The 18,994-nt window shown below is 63.1% G+C and carries 20 protein-coding genes; 9 read left to right on the top strand and 11 right to left on the bottom strand.

The genetic code is table 11. The features are described from left to right. Positions 1 to 3 precede the first annotated feature (3 nt). Together ACSQ3L_RS09800 and ACSQ3L_RS09795 are read right to left on the bottom strand one after the other, a co-directional pair. Positions 4 to 426, bottom strand: coding sequence for a hypothetical protein (locus tag ACSQ3L_RS09800; RefSeq protein WP_436159748.1), 423 nt, complete (start codon positions 424 to 426; stop codon positions 4 to 6). Next, on the bottom strand, positions 426 to 1,679 hold the full coding sequence (locus tag ACSQ3L_RS09795) for a sarcosine oxidase subunit beta (RefSeq protein ID WP_436159747.1): 1,254 nt from the start codon (positions 1,677 to 1,679) through the stop codon (positions 426 to 428). The genes ACSQ3L_RS09800 and ACSQ3L_RS09795 overlap by 1 nt, the downstream gene beginning before the upstream one ends. 217 nt (positions 1,680 to 1,896) lie before the next feature. Between ACSQ3L_RS09795 and ACSQ3L_RS09790 the strand changes: the two genes are divergently transcribed. The 8 genes from ACSQ3L_RS09790 to ACSQ3L_RS09755 all read left to right on the top strand — a co-directional run bounded on the left by ACSQ3L_RS09790 (position 1,897) and on the right by ACSQ3L_RS09755 (position 8,010). Next, complete coding sequence (locus ACSQ3L_RS09790) at positions 1,897 to 2,265, top strand: YrdB family protein (protein WP_436159746.1); 369 nt, start codon at positions 1,897 to 1,899, stop codon at positions 2,263 to 2,265. A gap of 107 nt (positions 2,266 to 2,372) precedes the next feature. Beyond that, on the top strand, positions 2,373 to 3,131 hold the full coding sequence (locus tag ACSQ3L_RS09785) for an SDR family oxidoreductase (protein WP_436159745.1): 759 nt from the start codon (positions 2,373 to 2,375) through the stop codon (positions 3,129 to 3,131). 113 nt (positions 3,132 to 3,244) lie between these two features. Beyond that, positions 3,245 to 3,631: an SET domain-containing protein gene (locus ACSQ3L_RS09780; RefSeq protein ID WP_436159744.1), complete on the top strand. Its 387-nt coding sequence runs from the start codon at positions 3,245 to 3,247 to the stop codon at positions 3,629 to 3,631. Between the two features lie 202 nt (positions 3,632 to 3,833). After that, positions 3,834 to 4,112 (top strand): 30S ribosomal protein S21, encoded by a 279-nt coding sequence (rpsU, locus tag ACSQ3L_RS09775; protein WP_023810129.1) that lies wholly within the window; start codon positions 3,834 to 3,836, stop codon positions 4,110 to 4,112. Positions 4,113 to 4,249: 137 nt separating this feature from the next. Then, complete coding sequence (locus ACSQ3L_RS09770; RefSeq protein ID WP_436159743.1) at positions 4,250 to 5,101, top strand: tetratricopeptide repeat protein; 852 nt, start codon at positions 4,250 to 4,252, stop codon at positions 5,099 to 5,101. 199 nt (positions 5,102 to 5,300) lie between these two features. Next, positions 5,301 to 5,777, top strand: coding sequence for a DUF992 domain-containing protein (locus ACSQ3L_RS09765; protein ID WP_436159742.1), 477 nt, complete (start codon positions 5,301 to 5,303; stop codon positions 5,775 to 5,777). A gap of 90 nt (positions 5,778 to 5,867) precedes the next feature. Continuing rightward, the gene (locus ACSQ3L_RS09760) at positions 5,868 to 6,350 is read left to right on the top strand and encodes a DUF992 domain-containing protein (RefSeq protein ID WP_436159741.1); all 483 of its coding nucleotides are present in this window, start codon (positions 5,868 to 5,870) and stop codon (positions 6,348 to 6,350) included. Positions 6,351 to 6,573: 223 nt separating this feature from the next. Continuing rightward, positions 6,574 to 8,010, top strand: a complete 1,437-nt coding sequence (locus tag ACSQ3L_RS09755; protein WP_436159740.1) for an MFS transporter — start codon at positions 6,574 to 6,576, stop codon at positions 8,008 to 8,010. Between the two features lie 14 nt (positions 8,011 to 8,024). Here the strand turns inward: ACSQ3L_RS09755 and ACSQ3L_RS09750 are convergent, their stop codons facing one another. Further along, positions 8,025 to 8,738 carry a haloacid dehalogenase type II gene (locus ACSQ3L_RS09750; protein ID WP_436159739.1) on the bottom strand — a complete coding sequence of 238 codons (714 nt, stop codon included), beginning with the start codon at positions 8,736 to 8,738 and terminating at the stop codon, positions 8,025 to 8,027. 38 nt (positions 8,739 to 8,776) lie between these two features. Beyond that, complete coding sequence (locus ACSQ3L_RS09745) at positions 8,777 to 9,538, bottom strand: class II aldolase/adducin family protein (RefSeq protein ID WP_436159738.1); 762 nt, start codon at positions 9,536 to 9,538, stop codon at positions 8,777 to 8,779. Positions 9,539 to 9,669: 131 nt separating this feature from the next. Between ACSQ3L_RS09745 and ACSQ3L_RS09740 the strand changes: the two genes are divergently transcribed. Then, positions 9,670 to 10,557: a LysR substrate-binding domain-containing protein gene (locus ACSQ3L_RS09740; RefSeq protein ID WP_436159737.1), complete on the top strand. Its 888-nt coding sequence runs from the start codon at positions 9,670 to 9,672 to the stop codon at positions 10,555 to 10,557. A gap of 24 nt (positions 10,558 to 10,581) precedes the next feature. Here ACSQ3L_RS09740 and ACSQ3L_RS09735 read toward each other — a convergent pair whose 3' ends face one another. The 7 genes from ACSQ3L_RS09735 to kdpF are packed head-to-tail and all read right to left on the bottom strand — an operon-like array spanning position 10,582 to position 18,752. Beyond that, positions 10,582 to 11,274 (bottom strand): response regulator transcription factor, encoded by a 693-nt coding sequence (locus tag ACSQ3L_RS09735; RefSeq protein ID WP_436159736.1) that lies wholly within the window; start codon positions 11,272 to 11,274, stop codon positions 10,582 to 10,584. Further along, positions 11,271 to 14,000: a DUF4118 domain-containing protein gene (locus ACSQ3L_RS09730; protein WP_436159735.1), complete on the bottom strand. Its 2,730-nt coding sequence runs from the start codon at positions 13,998 to 14,000 to the stop codon at positions 11,271 to 11,273. The genes ACSQ3L_RS09735 and ACSQ3L_RS09730 overlap by 4 nt, the downstream gene beginning before the upstream one ends. 54 nt (positions 14,001 to 14,054) lie before the next feature. After that, entirely contained in the window at positions 14,055 to 14,621 is a 567-nt protein-coding gene (gene kdpC, locus ACSQ3L_RS09725) for a potassium-transporting ATPase subunit KdpC (RefSeq protein ID WP_436159734.1), read from the bottom strand. A gap of 11 nt (positions 14,622 to 14,632) precedes the next feature. Next, positions 14,633 to 16,726 carry a potassium-transporting ATPase subunit KdpB gene (kdpB, locus tag ACSQ3L_RS09720; RefSeq protein WP_436159733.1) on the bottom strand — a complete coding sequence of 698 codons (2,094 nt, stop codon included), beginning with the start codon at positions 16,724 to 16,726 and terminating at the stop codon, positions 14,633 to 14,635. Continuing rightward, on the bottom strand, positions 16,723 to 16,938 hold the full coding sequence (locus ACSQ3L_RS09715; RefSeq protein WP_436159732.1) for a hypothetical protein: 216 nt from the start codon (positions 16,936 to 16,938) through the stop codon (positions 16,723 to 16,725). Before ACSQ3L_RS09715 ends, kdpB begins: the two co-directional genes overlap by 4 nt. A 7-nt stretch (positions 16,939 to 16,945) precedes the next feature. Continuing rightward, entirely contained in the window at positions 16,946 to 18,649 is a 1,704-nt protein-coding gene (gene kdpA / locus ACSQ3L_RS09710; RefSeq protein ID WP_436159731.1) for a potassium-transporting ATPase subunit KdpA, read from the bottom strand. A 13-nt stretch (positions 18,650 to 18,662) separates the two neighbouring features. Then, positions 18,663 to 18,752, bottom strand: a complete 90-nt coding sequence (kdpF, locus tag ACSQ3L_RS09705; RefSeq protein WP_015315765.1) for a K(+)-transporting ATPase subunit F — start codon at positions 18,750 to 18,752, stop codon at positions 18,663 to 18,665. Positions 18,753 to 18,994: the final 242 nt, after the last annotated feature.

Genomic DNA, 18,994 nt, shown 5'->3' with positions numbered 1-18,994 from the left:
TTCCTACAATTCGCCGTGGCCGACGCGGGCGCCCGCCGGTTGATCGCAAAGCTTCTGTCCCAAGGTCGCGAACGGCGCGACGAGCCGGATGCGCTCTTCCACGCTTGCGGCTGGGCGAAAAAGGTCGCGATACGCCATGTTGCCGAGGGTAAGCTGCATCGGATCGGTGGTGACGATCACCTGACGTGGCTGGAATGTCTCGTCCTCGCCTAAATCGGAAGGCCTGTTCTCGAAGAAGACAACCACCCTCTGACCGCCGCTCCACACGCAGGCCAGCATACCGTCGTCGACCGAAAACGGCCAGCCAGCCTCGTTGCCTGTGCGGCTGATCGGCTGCGTGCGAACCTCGTCGGCCGAAGGAAAATGGAACATGCCCTGTTCCCCCGCCAGCATCAGCGGCATGGCAACGGCCATCTGCGCCATCATCAGTGCGCCACCGCCGCCGCTGCCGCCTCGTCGATGAGCCGGCCGGTGCGGAAGCGCTCGATGGTGAAAGGCGCGTTGATCGGATGTGGATCGTCCCTGGCAATGGTGTGGGCAAAGACATGGCCCGAACCCGGCGTCGCCTTGAAGCCACCCGTGCCCCAGCCGCAATTGACATAGAGGCCGGGCACCGGCGTCTTGGCCAGGATCGGCGAGCGGTCGGGCGTGACGTCGACGATGCCGCCCCACGAACGCAGCATCTTCATGCGCGTAAAGATCGGGAACATCTCGCAGATCGCGTCCAGCGTGTGCTGCAATATGTGCAGCCCGCCGGTCTGCGAATAGGAAACATACTGATCGGTGCCGGCGCCAATCACCAGCTCGCCCTTGTCGGACTGCGAGATATAGGCGTGCACCGTGTTCGACATGACCACGCAGGGCACCACCGGCTTGACCGGTTCCGACACCAGCGCCTGCAGCGGATAGCTTTCCAGCGGCATGCGCACGCCAGCCATGTTCATGATCACTGACGAATGGCCGGCGGCAACGACGCCCACCTTCTTGGCGCCGATGAAGCCGCGCGTCGTGTCGACGCCCATGACCGCTCCGTTGGGCGCCCGCTTGACGCCGGTGACCTCGCAATTCTGGATGATGTGGACGCCGCGTGCCGAGGCGCCGCGCGCATAGCCCCAGGCGACCGCATCGTGACGCGCCGTGCCGCCGCGCCGCTGCAGCGCCGCACCGACCACCGGGTAGCGCGCATCCTTGGAGGTGTTGAGCGGCGGGCAGAATTCCTTCGCCTGTTCCGGCGTCAGCCATTCATTGTCGATGCCGTTCAGCCGGTTGGCGTGGACGTGGCGCTTCAGCACCTGCACGTCGTGCACATTGTGGGCGAGCATCATGACGCCGCGCGCCGAATACATGACGTTGTAGTTGAGCTCCTGGCTGAGCCCATCCCACAGCTTCAGCGCATGATCGTAGATGCCGGCGCTCTCGTCATAGAGATAGTTGGAGCGGATGATGGTGGTGTTGCGGCCGGTATTGCCGCCGCCGAGCCAGCCCTTTTCCAGCACCGCTACATTGGTGATGCCGTGCACGGTAGCAAGGTAATAGGCGGTGGCCAGCCCATGGCCGCCGGCGCCGACGATGATGACGTCGTATTCTTTCTTGGGCTCAGGCGAGGACCATTGTTCCTCCCAGCCCTTGTGGCCGCGCATGGCCTCACGGGCGATGGCGAATACCGAATATTTCTTCAACGTCCCAACCTCGCCCGAAAAAGGCCTCGCGAACAGCGGCCGGGCATTCATTCGGTCCCGGCGCGCGAGGTGTATCACTAGCGAAACAGCGCTTCCACCCTTGCGCTGTTTGCGACGGCGCTTGCCGTTTTGCGCCGCGGTGAAAAAGACGCATCCTCTCTGGCCACCATGAGAGCCTTCAGTCACATTGGCTGTCGCGAAACTCCGGAGGACAATCTTGGGCAATGCCTGGTGGAACTTGACGTTGCGCTTCCTGCTGGAGCTTGCGGCCTTGTTCGGCCTGGGCATGGCGGGCTGGAGCTTGTCCGGCGGATGGCAGCGTTGGGGCCTGGCTCTGGCCTTGCCGCTCATTGCGGCTGTGTTGTGGGGCAGCTTCGCGGTGCTCAACGACCCAAGCCGGTCTGGCCGCGCACCGGTACCAGTTCCAGGCCCGGTGCGACTGGCATTGGAGCTGGTCATTCTGTTTGGCGGTGCCGCCGGATTCTATGCCGCCGGTTACACGACCACGGGCATCATCGTCGCCCTGCTGATTGCCATCAGTTACGCATTTTCCCTCGACCGGCTCGGTTGGCTGCTGAAGCAATAGTTCAATGACGCGGCCTTCGCAGGTTTCGGGTGGCCCCAACTTACCCTGTCTGCGACCAAGCATCCCAACTGCCGGCGAGGCTGGCGCGATAAAAGGATGCAAAAGAGATGTTCGCACTTGCCAACAAGATCGCCATTGTCACCGGCGCCAGTTCCGGCATCGGCCGCGCCACGGCGAAACTCTTTGCCGAGGAAGGCGCCAGGGTCATCGTCGCTGCCCGCCGCCAGGCTGAGCTCGATGCGCTCGTCGCCGAGATCGCGGATGCCGACGGCACGGCCGTCGCGCTTGCCGGCGATGTTCGCGACGAGTCCTATGCAAAAGCTCTTGTCGATCTGGCAGTGGAAAAGTTCGGTGGGCTCGACATTGCCTTCAACAATGCCGGCGCCGTTGGCCAGATGGGGCCGATTGCCGAACTGTTGCTGGAGGGCTGGCGCGAGACGCTCGACACCAATCTCACCAGCGCGTTTCTCGGCGCCAAATATCAGCTGCCGGCGATGATCGAGCGGGGCGGCGGCTCGCTGATCTTCACCTCCACCTTCGTCGGCCACACCGTCGGTATGCCAGGCATGACCAGTTATGCTGCGAGCAAGGCCGGCCTGATCGGGCTGACGCAGGTGCTGGCCGCCGAATACGGGCCGAAAGGCGTTCGCGTCAACGCGCTGCTGCCCGGCGGCACCGACACGCCGGCGGCGACCTTCAAGACACCTGAATCGCGGGCTTTCGTCGAAGGTCTGCATGCGCTGAAGCGCGTCGCGGTACCGGAGGAGATCGCCCGTTCGGCGCTCTATCTCGCCTCCGATGCCTCGAGCTTCACCACCGGAACCGCCCTGTTTGCCGATGGCGGCGTATCGATCAACCGGACGTGAAGGGTTTTCGCGGCCGGGACGCATGTTCATGGCCGCCAGGCAGACGGTCGGTCTTGCTTTTTCCGCGCGATTTGGCGATTCCGTTTCCTGTCCAAAAAGCGGGTCCTGGAACCATGATGCTGATCAGAACCTATGTGGCTGCGAGCGCGATCGAAGGCGTCGGCGTGTTCGCCGCCGAGCCGATCCGGAAAAGCGCCTCGATATGGCGGCTCGACCCTGATTTCGACCGGCTGATCCCGATGGACAAATACCAGGCGGCACCGCCGCATCTCAGGGAACTGCTCGACCGCTATGCCTATCCAAGCCCGGACCGGCCGGGTTTCATGGTCTATGAAGTCGACAATGGGCGATTCATGAACCATGCCAACAATCCGAATACGGATTTTTCGCAATATGGCGGAGCCATCGCGACCCGCGACATCGCCGCGGGCGAGGAGATCACCTGCGACTACGGCGAGTTCTTCGAGGATTTCGAGCGGCTGCACCTCGCCACGGCGTAGTCGGCTCCTTATCTCATGGGCAAGTGGCACACTTGTCCCAGGGCAAACCGGCCGCGGTTTGGCTGTCCAAGTTCATTTCGGCTGTGGACAGCGCGGCATGATTCTGCTATCAGCCGCCCCAATTCGTGGTGTAAACCGCTGCGGAGGCTAGTGGCTATGTCCGCTTGCCTGTTGATATCAAACCCGAAAGACAGGATTGCCCGTGCAGGTACTCGTCCGCGACAATAACGTTGATCAGGCGCTTCGCGCTCTCAAGAAGAAGATGCAGCGCGAAGGCATTTTCCGCGAAATGAAGATGCGCGGTCACTACGAGAAGCCGTCCGAGAAGCGCGCCCGTGAAAAGGCTGAAGCCGTCCGCCGCGCCCGCAAGCTGGCCCGCAAGCGCGCCCAGCGCGAAGGCCTGCTGCCGATGACGCCGCGCCCGGTTGCTGCTGGCGCCGCCGGCGGTGCAGGTGGTGCTCCGCGTCCGCCGCGGTTCTAACGCCAATTTTTCGTCCTTTTCGAAGGATATCAGAGGTGGCGCGATGCGGAATCGCCGCCACCTTTTTGTTTTGATTGTGACCCGGCCCGGAGGGGGAGCCGGACCTGAACGACGCTTGAAGTGAGGACAGGGCAAACATGAACGCAACGAGCGTGGAGCGCGGAACCGGATTGCGTGGTTTCGCCCTGACAGCGGCCCTGCTCTCCGGACTGGCGCTTGCCGGCTGCCAGACAGCCGGCCCGACCGGCGAATTCAACAACATCGACAAGGCGCAAGGGTCGAGCGAGAACATCTCCTCGCTGTCGGCGGTCATCCAGCGCAATCCCCAGGATCCCGAAGGCTACAATGTGCGCGGCTCGGCCTATGGCCGTGGCGGCCAGTACCAGGCGGCGCTCAAGGATTTCAATCAGGCCATCCAGCTCAACCCGAATTTCTTCCAGGCCTATTCGAACCGGGCGCTCATCCAGCGCTTCCTCGGCAACCAGACGGCCGCGCTCGAGGACTACAACCGTTCGATCCAGATCAACTCGAATTATGACGCCGCCTATATCGGCCGCGGCAATCTCTATCGCAAGGCGGGTCGCACCCAGGACGCCTTCAACGACTTCCAGAAGGCGATCCAGCTCGATACGACCGACGCGCGCGCCTACCACAATCGCGGCCTGATCTATCAGAGCCAGGGCCAGCACAAGTTCGCCATCGAGGACTTCTCGACCGCCATCTCGCTGGCGCCGGACGCCGCCGAACCCTACAACGGCCGCGGCCTCTCCTATCTGGCGACCAACGACGAAGACAATGCCTTCGCCGACTTCAACATGGCGATCAAGCTCGACGGCAAGAATGCCGAGGCCTGGGCCAACCAGGCGCTGATCTACGAGCGGCGCGGCGACAAGGTCAAGGCCGGGAAATCCTACCGCGAAGCCGTGCACCTGGATCCGACCTACCAGCCGGCCAAGGATGGCCTCGCCCGCGTCAGCGGTGCGACTTAGGCGAATCAACGCGCTACCCCTCGCACTACCCCTTGTGTGCCCGAAAGAGCACGCGGCGCCGCAAACCCGTCAATCCGGCAACAGCGCATTAACCCCGGCAGCAGGCTGTTGGCCGCTGCCTTGATCGCGCCAAGTTTTCGGCGGAACGGTCTGGCCACCCAAGCCGTTATTGAAAAGCAATTTGCGAAAGGACCCTCCCATGATCAAGAAACTCGCCTGCGCCGCTGCCCTTGCCGCGACGGTGTTCGCCGTTGCCCCCGCCAGCGCCGGCAAGCTGCAGCTCGGCACGCTCGACTGCACCATCGATGGCGGCACCGGCTACATCGTCGCCTCCAACAAGGGCGTGTCCTGTGTCTTCCGCCCCCACCATCACGGACCGTCGGAGGTTTACACGGGCGTCATCTCCAAGATCGGCGTCGATGTCGGCCAGACGCATCAGGGCCAACTGGTGTGGGCCGTGCTGGCTGCGACCCGCGATTCTGACGGAGGCGATCTCGCAGGCAGCTACTACGGCGTCAACGCCGAGGCGAGCGTGGTGACCGGCGGCGGCGCCAATCTGCTGGTCGGCGGCCTGGACAGCGCCTTCATGCTGGAGCCGCTCAGCGTGCAGGCGCAGACCGGCGTCAATCTTGCCGTGGCAGTGACCTCGCTCCAGCTGATCCACTCGTTCAAGTGATTTGCATGGAGCCGTGCGCTCCATGACCCCTCACCCTGCGGCGCGGAACCGGATATGGTTTCGCGCCGTTTGATTTTGAGGGGGACTGCCATGCCGAAGACAGCCATTGCCGCTGCGATGATTGCAGCCATGCTTGTCGGAGCGGCGCAGGCGCAGGACCGAGGCGTAGAACTCGGTACGCTTGACTGTGCCATTGGCGGCGGTACCGGCTTCATCTTCGGCTCGAGCAAGGATTTGAGCTGCACCTTCAACCCCGCCGACAAGAGCTTCGCGCCGGAAGCCTATTTCGGCGCCGTCAACAAATACGGCCTCGACATCGGCACGACGAAGCAGACGGTCATGCAGTGGATCGTGCTGACGCCGCTGAAGAACATCTATGCGCCGGGTGCGCTGGCCGGCGACTACATCGGCGCCAGCGCCGAGGTGACGGCCGCCGTCGGCGCCGGCGCCAATCTGCTGGTCGGCGGCTCCTCGCAGGCCTTCACCTTGCAGCCACTCAGCCTGCAGACGCAGACCGGCATGAACCTGGCTATCGGCGTCAGCCAATTCCAGTTGCGCAGCACCGAGAACTGATCGCGCAACGAAGCCAGCCTATCGAAAAGACGACCGCGCGAACGGCCCTCAAAAAAACGCTTGAGCTCAACCCCAGTTGAGGTTTTACAAGCCTGCCCCGAACGCAACAACGCCTTGATGCGGCGCGCAATCCGGCGCTGTCCATTCGCATGGTCCTGCCGGAAACCCGTACTGGCTTCTGGCGTGCTGCGCTGGCGTCGAGATATGCAAGGCAGGGGTGTAAATGACCGAGATCAGCACAAACAGGGTCGACTGGCGCGCATTGTGGGCAAGCGGCGACCTGGCGCGCTTCTGCTTCATCAGCCTTGGCATCTTGCTGCACGCCACCAACGAAACGATGGTCGCAACGGTGATGCCGGCCATGGTCGGCGAACTGGCCGGCGTGCAGCTCGTCGGCTGGTCGCTGGCGATCTACGAGCTCGGCGCCATCGTTGCCGGCGCGGCCGCCGGACGGCTGGTGAGCTATGTCGCCCTGCGCAGCAACATGGTGGTCGCCGCGCTGCTCTACGCAGCCGGGGCGCTGATCTGCGCCACCTCGCCTTCCATGCAATTGTTCCTCGCCGGACGCCTGATCGAGGGGCTTGGCGGCGGTGCGCTGGTGTCGCTGGCCTTCGTCTCGGTCGAACGGCTGTTCTCGCGCGCCATCTGGCCGCAGCTGTTCGGCATCATGTCGGCGATCTGGGGCGTCGCCGCCTTCAGCGGACCGTTGCTCGGCGCGATCATGACCGAGCTGTTGTCGTGGCGCTGGGCCTTCGGCATCTTCACCCTCGGCGGCACCGCCATGGCGCTGGCAAGCTTCATCGTGCTCGACACGCCAGAGGCGACAAGGCCGAGGGCGAGCACAGGCAAGGCGCCGCCCTTCCCGTTCGCAGCCCTGGCCTGCCTTGCCGTCGCCGTGGTGCTGATCGCCTCGGCCGGCGTCGACATCGCCTTGCTGCGCTCCTCGCTGCTGATGGCGCTCGGCCTCATTGGCTTGGTGCTGTTCTTCTATGTCGACGCGCTGAGGCCGCGCTCGCGGCTGTTCCCGGCGCGGCTGTTCTCGTGGCGCACGCCGGTCGGCGCCGGCATGACCATGGTTGCCGCTTTTTCGGTGGCGACCTGTTCCTTCGGCGTCTACGGGCCGCTGCTGCTGACCAGCCTGCACGACATTCCGCTGCTGACCACCGGCTACATCATCGCCGCCGAATCGATCGCCTGGTCGATCCTGTCGATTTTGGTCGCCAACGCGCCGCCACGGCGCGAGCGGCTGATCATCATCGGCGGCGCGATGATGATCGCGGCCGGCATCGCCGGCTTTGCCTACACGATACCGCTGGGCTCCATCCCGCTGATCCTGATCTGCGCCCTGTTGCAGGGCGGCGGCTTCGGCGTGGCCTGGCCCTTCCTGACGCGTGTCATCGTCGCCTCCGCCCCGGAAGGCGAGCAGACCATCGCCTCGGCGGCGGTGCCGACCATGCAGCGCATCGGCTATGCCGTGGGTGCTGCACTTGCCGGCATCGTCGCCAACGCCAGCGGCTTTTCGCAAGGTTTGAACCACGACGCGGCGGCCAATGTCGCGTCCTGGCTGTTTCTAGCCTTCGTGCCGCTCGGCATTGTCGGCTGCCTCGCGGCTCTGCGGGTATCAACGCCGATTGGTCGGCAGCTGGAAGCTGTCGGTTAAAGGCAACTGCGTGGCTAGTGGAGCATGTCGGCGAGTTCGAGCAGATCCTTCGCTTTGTAGTCCCAGCCGTCCCGTGCTTTCTGGTTACCTACCTTGGAAGGGTCTTCAGCGTTAGCGCGAACGATGTGGGCGGTCTTCAATCCGCAACGGCGGGCCGCTTCCAGGTCGTAGTCATGCGCCGCCACCAGCATGGCATTCCCCGGCTGAACATCGAGGAGCTCACAGGCCCGCAGATAGACCTGCGGCATGGGCTTGTAAGCTTGAGACATATCGGCGCCGACAATAAAATCCCACGGCAGATTGTTGTATTTTGACACGTTCACCAGAAGCCGGGTGTGTCCATCGGACAGCGGCGCGATGATGAAATGCGACTTCAGGCGAGAAAGACCCTCGGCCAGGTCCGGCCAGGCCTTCAGGCGATGCCACGACAGATTGAGGTGTTCAAGTTCCTCCGATGGTAAGGACGCAGGGGCCAAACCGAATTCTTCGAGGCTGGCAGCGAGATTTTCCCTGTTTACCTGATCGAGCGAAACGAATGATCGCTTGCCGGTCCGAATTGGATCGACCGAAGCGTCATAGCGTCCGACCCATGCATCGGCAAAACCAGCAGCGTCCATATGGCCGAGCTTGTGGCGTTTCAGAAACTCTCCGACTTCGGCCGTGATGCTGCCACGCCAGTCGACCATCGTGCCCAGCACATCAAAGAACAGGACTTCAATTCTACGCACGTTTTCTCCTTGTGCAGATCATGCAGGGATTCTTGGGGTCAGTCGCGGTACGAGGGGTCGGTTTTGTCCAGCTGCCGCTTCAGATAATCGAAGTGTGCGAATGCTTGATCATTGTAGGGGAGCCAGCCATCGGCCGTCTTCCGGGCGAGGTCATCGGACATGACGTTCAGCGGCTGGCCGGTTGAGTATGCAAGCACAAGGATCTTGGCCGCGCGCTCCACAAAATAGAGGTCTTCGAAAGCCTCGGCGACCGTTCGCCCGGTGACGGTGACACCGTGGTTGCCCATGATGATGACGCTCCTGTTGCCAAAAGCCGCCGCCAAGCGTTGCCCTTCGGCGGCATCGTCAGCAATGCCGCCGAACCCGAGATCAATGCCGAGCTTGCCAAAGAAACGAGCCGTGTTCTGGTCGATGGGCTTGATGCCTGGGTCTTTGAGACCGGCCAGCGCCGTCGTATAAGGGGGATGGCAATGCAGCATGACCCGGACTTCCGGCCGCCTGCCATGCACGGAGCCGTGGATCGTCCACGCGGAGGGATCTGGGGCGTCAGACCGAGCCATCACTCCGCTGTCATCCGCATTCAGAATCAAGAGATCACTCGCCCGAATCTCCCCGAAGTGCCGCCAGCGTGGGTTCATGAGAAACTTTTTCCCGTCAGCGGAGAGCGCGGCGCTGAAGTGATTTCCCACTGATTCATGCCAATCGAACTGGGCTGCCAGCCGAAAGGCTGCAGCAAGATCGACTCGGAGCGACTGTGTTTCGTCCGCAGTTAATTCGGAGGGACGGGGATGGGCGTTCATGAACTCTCCCTGGCGAAGGTGTACTTATATTGTGACCGTGGATCGGCCGTCGCTAATTGCAACAATTGCGCTATCGGGTTAGGTTTGGAAGAGTTGAAAGTCTAATCCGACATAAGCAGGAGATTATGATATTGCGTCGACATCTCCCTCCCCTCCGGCTTCTGACAGCCTTTGAAACCGTGGTGCGTGCGGGCGGTGTCCAGACCGCGGCGGCAGAGTTGAATGTCACGCAGCCTGCCGTCAGCCAGGCGCTTCGGAATCTCGAGGACCACATCGGCACGAAGCTGCTCGATCGACGGATGCGTCCTGCTGCGTTGACGGACGCAGGCCGGGTTCTGCTTCACGCAGTTTCGGACGGAATGGACCGGATCGAGAGCGCGATCGGAAAAATTAGAGCCTTGGAGCGAAACGAACAGAACGTCGTTACGATCGCTTGCACTGTCTGTACCGGCACATATTGGCTGATGCCGCGCTTGGCGACGTTCTACACGCGGCACCCTGACATTGTCGTACGGGTCGTACCAACATCCGGCACCCCGCGGTTTACGCCCGAAGCCGACCTGCTTATTCGTTATGGGGCAGGCGACTGGCTTGATGGCAAATGCGAACCGCTTTTCGATGAGCGCCTGGTTCCAGTCTGCAGCCCAAAGGCTGTTGAACATGCCGGCTTTGGAAATTTCGCGGAAGCTACCCTTCTCCATGTTGAAACCGACGAGGAATTTTCACCCGGCTGGGACGAATATTTCGACGCGACCGGTCTACCGCACGACCGGCAAGGCGATCTCTCGTTCGGCAACCACGTTCAAGCGACCCAGGCTGCGCTAGCAGGGATGGGAGTGATGCTCGGATGGATTGCGAATACCGGCGACCTTGTCCGGGAGGAACGGTTGGTGATTTTCCGCAATCAACCCATCATCCCTGGCGGCGCCTACTACCTGATCAGCCCCCTGCAGAGTCCGAGCAAGCCGGCATCCGAGCTATTGGCGTCTCACCTGCGAACTTGCGTGGCGGCCTTTTAGATTTTTTTGGGACGGGTGAGCCGCTCACTCAACCTCGCGCAGGCGATAGCCGACGCCGGTCTCGGTGGTGATGTAGCGCGGCTGGTCGGGGCTCTTCTCGATCTTCTGCCTGAGCTGCCGGACATAGACCCTGAGATACTGCACGTCGGTCGAATCGCCCCACACCTGCTTCAACAGGAAATGGTGCGTCAGCACTTTGCCGGCGTGCTGCACGAGGATGCGCAGGATGTCGTATTCTTTCGGCGAGAGTTTTACGTCCTTGCCCTCGACCTTGACGATGCGCTTGACCAGATCAACGGACAGGTCGCCGGTCTGGAAAATGGGCTTCTCGCCCTGCTGCTGGAACTTGTGCCGCAGCGCCACGCGGATGCGAGCGACCAGTTCGTTCATGCCGAACGGCTTGGTGACATAGTCGTCGGCGCCGAGTTCGAGAGCCTGGACGATGCCGGCCTCGTCGGTGCGGCTGGACAGGATGACCACCGGAATGTCGAGGCCGTCGTCGCGCCATTTGCGCAGCAATTCATGGCCGCTCATGCCGGGCAGGCCAAGGTCGAGCAGCACGAGGTCCGGCTTGTCCGCCTCCATCAGCTCGATCGCCACTTTGGCGTTCAGCGCTTCGCTGATCGCATAGCCCTGGCTGCCGAGCCCGACGCGAAGCAGCTTGCGGATCGGCGGCTCGTCATCGACGACCAGTATCCTAACGCTCGAGTTTGTCATGCCAAATCACCCACGTCGTCCGTATTCGAGGCGTCGAGTTTGGGTGGATTGGCCGGCTTGGGCATCTTTATGGTGAAGACCGCGCCTGAACGATCGGTCCTGTTTGCCGCCGTGATCGTGCCACCCATCGCCTCGATAAAGCCCCGGCAGATCGACAGCCCAAGCCCGGTGCCGGCGCGGACCTGATCACGCTTGCGCACCCGGTAGAACGTGTCGAAAATCCGTTCCAGATCGCCGGGCGGAATGCCCGGGCCTTCGTCCATGACCTGCAGGAGGACGGAACCATTGTCGGTCCAGCCCTGTACGCGGATCGTCGAGCCGGCCGGGGCATATTTCGCCGCATTGTCGAGCAGATTGAACAGCGCCTGCTCGAACAGGACGGGGTCGACCTTCAACATCGGCAAATCCGACGGGATGTCGGTCTCGATCTTGTGCTCGTCGATGATTTTCCTGGCCCGCTGCAGGGCGGAGCCGACGATGTCGCCGGCATAGTGGAAGGCGTAGTTCGGCTCCATCGCGCCGGACTCGATCTTGGTCATGTCAAGCAGGTTGGCGATGAAGCGGTTCAACCGCTCGGATTCGTCGAGCACCGTCGACAGCAGTTCCGCCCGGTCCGGTTCGGGAAGTGCGGCTGAAAAGTCCCGCAGCGTGCCGGCCGCGCCCATGATGGCGGCGAGCGGCGTCTTCAGATCATGCGAGATCGAGGTGAGCAGTGCCGAGCGCAGCCGGTCCGCCTCGGCGGCGAGCTTGGCGCGGTCGACGTCGGCGACCAGTTGAATACGCTCGATGGCGACCGCTGCCTGGTCGGCCAGCGCGTCGAGCAGGCGCTGCTGCTCGGGCGTCAGCAGCGGACCCTGTCGATCATTGTCGAGGCCGACGACACCGATTGCCGTGCGCCCGGTGCGCAAGGGAAGATAGAGGCGCTTTGCGCCGGGAAGCGTGTCGGCGCCGCGCCCCGCCGCGCGGTTGTGCTCCCACGCCCAGCGGGCGGCGGCGATGTCGGCCTCGGCCAGCGTATCGTCGGGCGGATAGCCAGCCTTGACGGTGATCGTCCCGTCTTCCGGCAAAAGCAGCACAACCCGCAATTTCAGCATCGAGGCGATCTGGAAGGCGGTTGCCCACAAGACGTCATCGAGCGTGCCGGCACCGGCGAGCTTCTTTGAAAAAAGGTAGATGTCCTCCGTCGCCCGCGCCCGCGAGCGGGCGGCGACGGCCTGCCGCTGCACGCGCGCCGTCAGATTGCTGGCAATGACGGCGACCACCAGGAAGACGCCGAGCGCGACAATGCTCTCCGGATCCCGGATCGTCAGCGTGTAGCGCGGTTCCAGGAAGAAATAGTTGAAGGCAAGGGCGCTGAAGAGACAGGCATACAGGGCCGGCCAGAGACCGCCGGTCACCGCCGATGCCAGCACCGCGATGAGAAAGATGATCGCGAGGTTGCGCACGTCGAGAAACTGGTCGAGCAGCACGGCGAAGGCGAGCGAGCCCATGACAAAGGCCGTGGCCTTGAGATAGGGCCAGATCTCGAACTGCCACTGCTCGTCGGCCGCCCTGACGCTCCTAGACGACGCCTCTGCGTTGCGTTCGTTTCCCGAAATGACATGGACGCTGATGTCGCCGGCATTGCGGATGAGGTCATAGGTGAGCGAGCCTTCGATCAATTCCCGCCAGCGCGACCGGGTCGGCCTGCCGACCACGATATGGGTGAAATTGTTCGCCGTCGCATAACGCACGATGTCCTGCGCTACATTCTGACCCGGAATGGTCGTCACCTCGGCGCCAAGCTGCTGGGCGAGGCGCAGGTTCGTCGCGAGCCGGTCCTTGTCGTCCTCGGGCATGCTGGCCGAGCGAGGACTGTCGACATGCAGCGCCGTCCACGGGGCACGCAGCCGGTCGGCCAGCCTGCGTGCATAACGGACGCGGGCCGCTCCTCCGGGCCGCGCGTCGAGGCAGACGAGGACCCTTTCGCCTGCTGCCCACGGTCCGGGAATGGCGTGCGCCTGCATATGGATCAGCAACTGGTCGTCTACCCGCTGCGCGGTGCGGCGCAGTGCCAGCTCCCTCAGCGCCGTCAGATTGCCTGATGAGAAATAGTTCTCGATCGCGCGCTGGGCGGTGTTGGGGAAATAGACCTTGCCTTCCTCGAGCCGCTTGATCAGGTCGTCGGGAGTGAGATCGATGATCTCGACATCGTCGGCCTGGTCGATGATGGAGTCGGGAACCGTCTCGCGAACCCTGACCTTGGTGATCTGGGCAACGACATCGTTCAGGCTTTCGACATGCTGGATGTTGAGCGTCGTGTAGACGTCGATGCCTTGCGTCAGGATTTCCTGGACATCGAGATAGCGCTTGGGGTGGCGGCTGCCGGGGGCGTTGGTGTGGGCGAGTTCGTCGACGAGAACCAGCGCCGGGCGCCGGGCCAGGATGGCGTCGATGTCCATCTCGTCGAGGATGCGCCCCTTGTAGTCGACCTTGCGGCGGGGAATGACCTCATAGCCCTCGACCAGGGCCAGTGTTTCCTTGCGGCCATGCGTCTCGACGACGCCGATCACCACATCCACGCCGTCGGCCAGCCTGGCACGGCCCGACATCAGCATTTCGTAGGTTTTGCCGACGCCCGGTGCTGCGCCGAGGAAAATTCGCAGGCGGCCGCGACCCTCCCGCTCGGCATGGTCAAGCAGTGCGTCGGGAGAGGGTCTGGTGTCGTTGCTTCTGTCGTCTGGCATCAGGATCGATCATGGATGGCGCCAGGGATACTGTCGATCCCCGGCCCGCACCATTCACTGTTTCGCGGCGTCCAGCGCAAGGTTGAGACCGAGCACATTGACCACCGGTTCGCCCATGAAACCGAGCTCCCTGCCCTCGACCTGGCTGTCGACAAGCGCCTTGACCTTGGCTTCGTCGATACTCCTGGCCTTGGCCACCCGGGCGATCTGGAAGTAGGCCGCTTCCGGGCTGATATCAGGATCGAGGCCGCTGCCGGACGTCGTCACCAGGTCCATCGGAACAGGCTGGTTCGGGTTTTCCGCTTTCAACTTCTCGGCGTCGCCCTTGATGCGGTCGATCAGCTTGGGATTGGTCGGGCCGAGATTGCTGCCGCTTGAGGCGGCGGCATTGTAGCCGTCGCCGGCGGCCGAGGGGCGGCCGTGGAAATAGCGATCGCTGGCAAAGCCCTGGCCGATCAGTTCGGAGCCGACGACCTTGCCGTCCTTCTCGATCAGGCTGCCATTGGCCTGGCGCGGAAACAGCGCCTGGGCGATGCCGGTCATGCCCAACGGATAGATCAGGCCGGTCAGCACGGTGAAGAAGACGATCATGATGATCGCGGGTCTTATCTGGGTGAGCATGGATTTGTTCCTTAAGCGAGGCCAAGCGCGGTGACGATCATGTCGATCGCCTTGATGCCGACGAACGGTACGATGAGGCCGCCGAGGCCGTAGACGAGAAGATTGCGGCTGAGCAGCGCGCCGGCGCCGATGGCGCGGTATTTGACACCTTTCAGCGACAGCGGGATCAGCGCGATGATGATCAGCGCGTTGAAGATGATGGCCGACAGGATGGCGCTTTGCGGCGTCGCCAGATGCATGACATTGAGTGCCTGCAACGGGCCGGTGGTTTGCCCCGGCGCGACGTAGAAGGCGGCGAACATCGCCGGGATGATGGCGAAGTATTTGGCCACGTCGTTGGCGATGGAGAAAGTCGTCAGCGAGCCGCGCGTCATCAGCAGTGCCTTGCCGATCTCGACGATCTCGATGAGCTTGGTCGGATCGCTGTCGAGATCGATCATGTTGCCGGCCTCGCGGGCGGCCACCGTGCCGGTGTTCATTGCGACACCGACATCGGCCTGGGCAAGGGCGGGTGCATCGTTGGTACCGTCACCGCACATGGCGACCAGCTTGCCCTTGGCCTGTTCGTCGCGGATCAGCTTCAGCTTGTCCTCGGGCGTCGCCTGGGCCAGGAAGTCGTCGACGCCGGCTTCCGCGGCGATCGCTGCCGCCGTCATCGGGTTGTCGCCGGTAATCATCACCGTACGGATGCCCATGCGGCGCAGTTCGGTGAAGCGCTCGCTGATACCGCCCTTGACGATGTCCTTAAGGTGGATGACGCCGAGCAGGCGCCCGTCGCGCTCGACCGCCAGCGGCGTGCCGCCGGACTTGGCGATCTCGTCGGCGATGGCCTGGAGGTCGCGGATGGATTCGCTGCTCGGACGCGTGCCATGGGACGCTGATGTCGACTGGTTGACATGGGCAAGAACCGAATCCACGGCGCCCTTGCGCACCGACGAACCGTCGATATCGACGCCGCTCATGCGGGTTTGCGCGGTAAAAGGCACGAAAGTGGCATGCAGCGTTGCCATGTCACGGGCGCGGATGGCGTATTTCTCCTTGGCCAGCACGACGATCGAACGGCCTTCCGGCGTTTCGTCCGCCAGCGAGGCAAGCTGCGCCGCGTCGGCCAGTTCCTGCTCGGTGACGCCCTTGACCGGGCGAAACTGCGTCGCCTGGCGATTGCCCAGCGTGATCGTGCCGGTCTTGTCGAGCAGCAGCGTGTCGACGTCGCCGGCGGCCTCCACGGCGCGACCCGACATGGCCAGAACATTGAAGCGCACCAGGCGATCCATGCCGGCAATGCCGATTGCCGACAGCAACGCGCCGATGGTGGTCGGGATCAAGGTCACGAACAGCGCGACCAGAACGGTGACCGAGATGTAGCCACCCGAATAGGTCGCAAAACTCGGGATCGTCGCTGTCGCCAACACAAAGATCAGTGTCATGCCGACGAGCAGGATGTTGAGCGCGATCTCGTTCGGCGTCTTCTGGCGCTCGGCGCCTTCGACCAGCGAGATCATGCGGTCGAGGAAGGTGTGACCGGAGGCGGCGGTGATGCGCACGCGGATCCAGTCGGACAGCACCTGCGTGCCGCCGGTGACCGCCGAGCGGTCGCCACCGGATTCGCGGATGACCGGCGCGGATTCGCCCGTGATCGCCGCTTCGTTGACCGAGGCGACGCCTTCGACAACTTCGCCGTCCGACGGGATGATGTCGCCGGCTTCGACCAGCACGGCATCGCCGACCTTGAGGCTGGTGCCAGGCACCAGCTTGAACTTGGTGCGATCCTCGCCGGTCAAAAGCTTGGCCTGGGTCTCGGTGCGTGCCTTGCGCAGCGAATCCGCCTGCGCCTTGCCGCGGCCTTCAGCGACCGCTTCGGCGAAATTGGCGAACAGCACGGTGAACCATAACCAGATGATGATCTGCAGCGTGAAGCCGAGATTGCCGCCGCCGGTGACCAGATCCTTGACGAACAGCACCGTGGTGAGCGCCGAGACGACGGCGACGACGAACATCACCGGGTTCCTGGCCAGCGTGCGCGGGTCGAGCTTGCGGAAGGCGCCGCCGATGGCGGGAAGCAAGATGCGGGCATCCATGATGCTGGCTGATTTCGAGTGGCTCATTTTGAAGCTCCGGCTTCGGTGTTGTTGGACGGCACCGGATGATCGGATGCCGAAAAGAAGTGCGGCGGCCCGTAGGCCAGCAACCAGAGGACGAGCATGACTGCCGCAAGGCCGAGGAACGTCGACAGGGTCGGGAAAGGAGGAGGTCTCTCCTCCTTTCCGTGATCGCCCCTGTGGCTGATCTTGCGGCGCATGGTGTCGAACCAGGACATGACGGCCTCAGAAGGTCTGCCCGTGGATCATTGCCAGGTGCTCGATGATCGGCCCGACGGCGAGCGCCGGGAAGAAGGTGAGGCCGCCGACGATAAGGATGACGCCGACCAGCAGCCCGACGAACAGCGGGCCATCGGTCGGGAAGGTGCCGGCGGAGGCCGGAACCGTCTTCTTCGCCACCAGCGAGCCGGCAATGGCCAGCGCCGGGATGATGACCAGGAAACGGCCCATCAGCATGCCGATGCCGATGGTGATGTTGTACCAGGGCGTGTTGCCGGTCAGGCCGCCGAAGGCCGAACCGTTGTTGGCAGCACCCGACGTATAGGCATAGAGAACCTCGGAGAAGCCATGCGGGCCGGCATTGCCCATCGACGCTACGCCGGTCGGCAGCACGACGGCGATGGCCGTGAAGATCAGCATCGCCAGCGGCAGGCACAGGATGGCCAGCATAGCCATCTTGACCTCCTTGGCCTCGATCTTCTTGCCGAGATATTCAGGCGTGCGGCCGACCATCAGGCCGGCGACGAAGACGGCGACGACGATGTACATCAGGATGCCATAGAGACCGGCGCCGACACCGCCGACGATGACCTCGCCAAGCTGCATGTTGATGATCGGGATCATGCCGCCGAGCGCGGTGAACGAGCCATGCATGGCGTTGACGGCGCCGCACGAAGCGGCGGTGGTGATGACGGCAAACAGTGCCGACAAGGCGATGCCGAAGCGGCTCTCCTTGCCTTCCATGTTGCCGCCATCGATGCCGAGCGCGTGCACCAGCGGATTGCCGGCGGCTTCCGCCCAGTAGCAGATGGCGACGCCGGCGATGAACATGGCGCCCATGGCTGACAGGATCGCCCAACCCTGGCGCTGGTTGCCGATCATGCGGCCGAAGACGTTGGTCAAGGCGGCGCCGATGGCGAAGATCGACACCATCTGGATCAGGTTGGAGATCGCGTCGGGGTTCTCGAACGGGTGCGCGGCATTGGCGTTGAAGAAGCCGCCGCCATTGGTGCCGAGCATCTTGATGGCCACCTGCGAAGCGACCGGGCCGACGGCGATGGTCTGCCGCGCGCCTTCGAGCGTGGTGGCGTCGACATAGGCGCCGAGCGTCTGCGGCATGCCGAGCCAGACATAGACCAGCGTCAGCACGATGCAGAACGGCAACAGCAAATAGAGCGTGGAGCGGGTCATATCGACCCAGAAATTGCCGATCGACTTGCCCGATGCCCGGGCAAAGCCGCGGATCAGTGCAATGGCGATGGCGATGCCGGTGGCAGCCGAAACGAAGTTCTGCACCGTCAGGCCGGCCATCTGCACGAGATAGGACATCGTGCTCTCGCCGCCATAGTTCTGCCAGTTGGTGTTGGTCATGAAGCTGGCGGCGGTGTTGAAGGCGAGCCCGGGCTCGACCGCGGTCATGCCGGCCGGATTATAGGGCAGGCTGCCTTGCAGGCGCTGCAGGGCATAGAGCACGAGGAAGCCGGCAAGGTTGAAGAGCAGCAGAGCGACCGCATAGGTGGTCCAGTGCTGTTCCTCGCGCTCGCTGGTTCCGCAAGTACGGTAAAGCCCGCGCTCGAGCGGGCCGAAGACTGGCGAAAGCAGCGTGCTGTCGCCATTGAAGACGCGGTGCATGTAGCCGCCGAGCGGCTTCACCAGCAAAACGATGATCCCGCAATAGACCAGGATCTGTATCCAACCGTTCAGTGTCATGGCTTTCCGTGCCTCAGAAGCGTTCTGGACGAATGAGCGCGTAGGTCAGGTAGGCGAGCAGGAACAGCGTCACGCCACCGCCAAGGATGTAATCGACAAGCATGGTTCGGTCCTTCAGCTCAAATTCTGTCGCAGGCTTTGACGTAGGCGAAGAACAGGGCAAAAAACAAAACCCCGATCCCGAGAACAATGATGTCCATCATGTTTGTTCCTTGTATCCGCTTGTACTTGCGCCCCCGATGAAAAGGCTCGCAACGCCGTGAGACCGGCCGCCGCACTTTGCCGCTGACGGAACCGGTTGTGTTTTCTCAGCGGGAATATGGACCCGATCGCCATAAAGGTTCG

Source organism: Mesorhizobium sp. LjRoot246 (assembly GCF_964254115.1).
Lineage (GTDB): Bacteria > Pseudomonadota > Alphaproteobacteria > Rhizobiales > Rhizobiaceae > Mesorhizobium.
The sequence above is the reverse complement of the archived record's forward strand: the minus strand, read 5'-3'. Positions and strand labels throughout refer to the sequence as shown.

What these genes read in the sequence shown, in the direction of transcription:
- ACSQ3L_RS09800 (WP_436159748.1), bottom strand. Translation starts at nt 426, where the DNA reads ATGATGGCGCAGATGGCCGTTGCCATGCCGCTGATGCTGGCGGGGGAA.
- ACSQ3L_RS09785 (WP_436159745.1), top strand. Translation starts at nt 2,373, where the DNA reads ATGTTCGCACTTGCCAACAAGATCGCCATTGTCACCGGCGCCAGTTCC.
- ACSQ3L_RS09780 (WP_436159744.1), top strand. Translation starts at nt 3,245, where the DNA reads ATGATGCTGATCAGAACCTATGTGGCTGCGAGCGCGATCGAAGGCGTC.
- ACSQ3L_RS09770 (WP_436159743.1), top strand. Translation starts at nt 4,250, where the DNA reads ATGAACGCAACGAGCGTGGAGCGCGGAACCGGATTGCGTGGTTTCGCC.
- ACSQ3L_RS09765 (WP_436159742.1), top strand. Translation starts at nt 5,301, where the DNA reads ATGATCAAGAAACTCGCCTGCGCCGCTGCCCTTGCCGCGACGGTGTTC.
- ACSQ3L_RS09760 (WP_436159741.1), top strand. Translation starts at nt 5,868, where the DNA reads ATGCCGAAGACAGCCATTGCCGCTGCGATGATTGCAGCCATGCTTGTC.
- ACSQ3L_RS09755 (WP_436159740.1), top strand. Translation starts at nt 6,574, where the DNA reads ATGACCGAGATCAGCACAAACAGGGTCGACTGGCGCGCATTGTGGGCA.
- ACSQ3L_RS09745 (WP_436159738.1), bottom strand. Translation starts at nt 9,538, where the DNA reads ATGAACGCCCATCCCCGTCCCTCCGAATTAACTGCGGACGAAACACAG.
- ACSQ3L_RS09735 (WP_436159736.1), bottom strand. Translation starts at nt 11,274, where the DNA reads ATGACAAACTCGAGCGTTAGGATACTGGTCGTCGATGACGAGCCGCCG.
- ACSQ3L_RS09730 (WP_436159735.1), bottom strand. Translation starts at nt 14,000, where the DNA reads ATGCCAGACGACAGAAGCAACGACACCAGACCCTCTCCCGACGCACTG.
- kdpC (WP_436159734.1), bottom strand. Translation starts at nt 14,621, where the DNA reads ATGCTCACCCAGATAAGACCCGCGATCATCATGATCGTCTTCTTCACC.
- kdpB (WP_436159733.1), bottom strand. Translation starts at nt 16,726, where the DNA reads ATGAGCCACTCGAAATCAGCCAGCATCATGGATGCCCGCATCTTGCTT.
- ACSQ3L_RS09715 (WP_436159732.1), bottom strand. Translation starts at nt 16,938, where the DNA reads ATGTCCTGGTTCGACACCATGCGCCGCAAGATCAGCCACAGGGGCGAT.
- kdpA (WP_436159731.1), bottom strand. Translation starts at nt 18,649, where the DNA reads ATGACACTGAACGGTTGGATACAGATCCTGGTCTATTGCGGGATCATC.
- kdpF (WP_015315765.1), bottom strand. Translation starts at nt 18,752, where the DNA reads ATGCTTGTCGATTACATCCTTGGCGGTGGCGTGACGCTGTTCCTGCTC.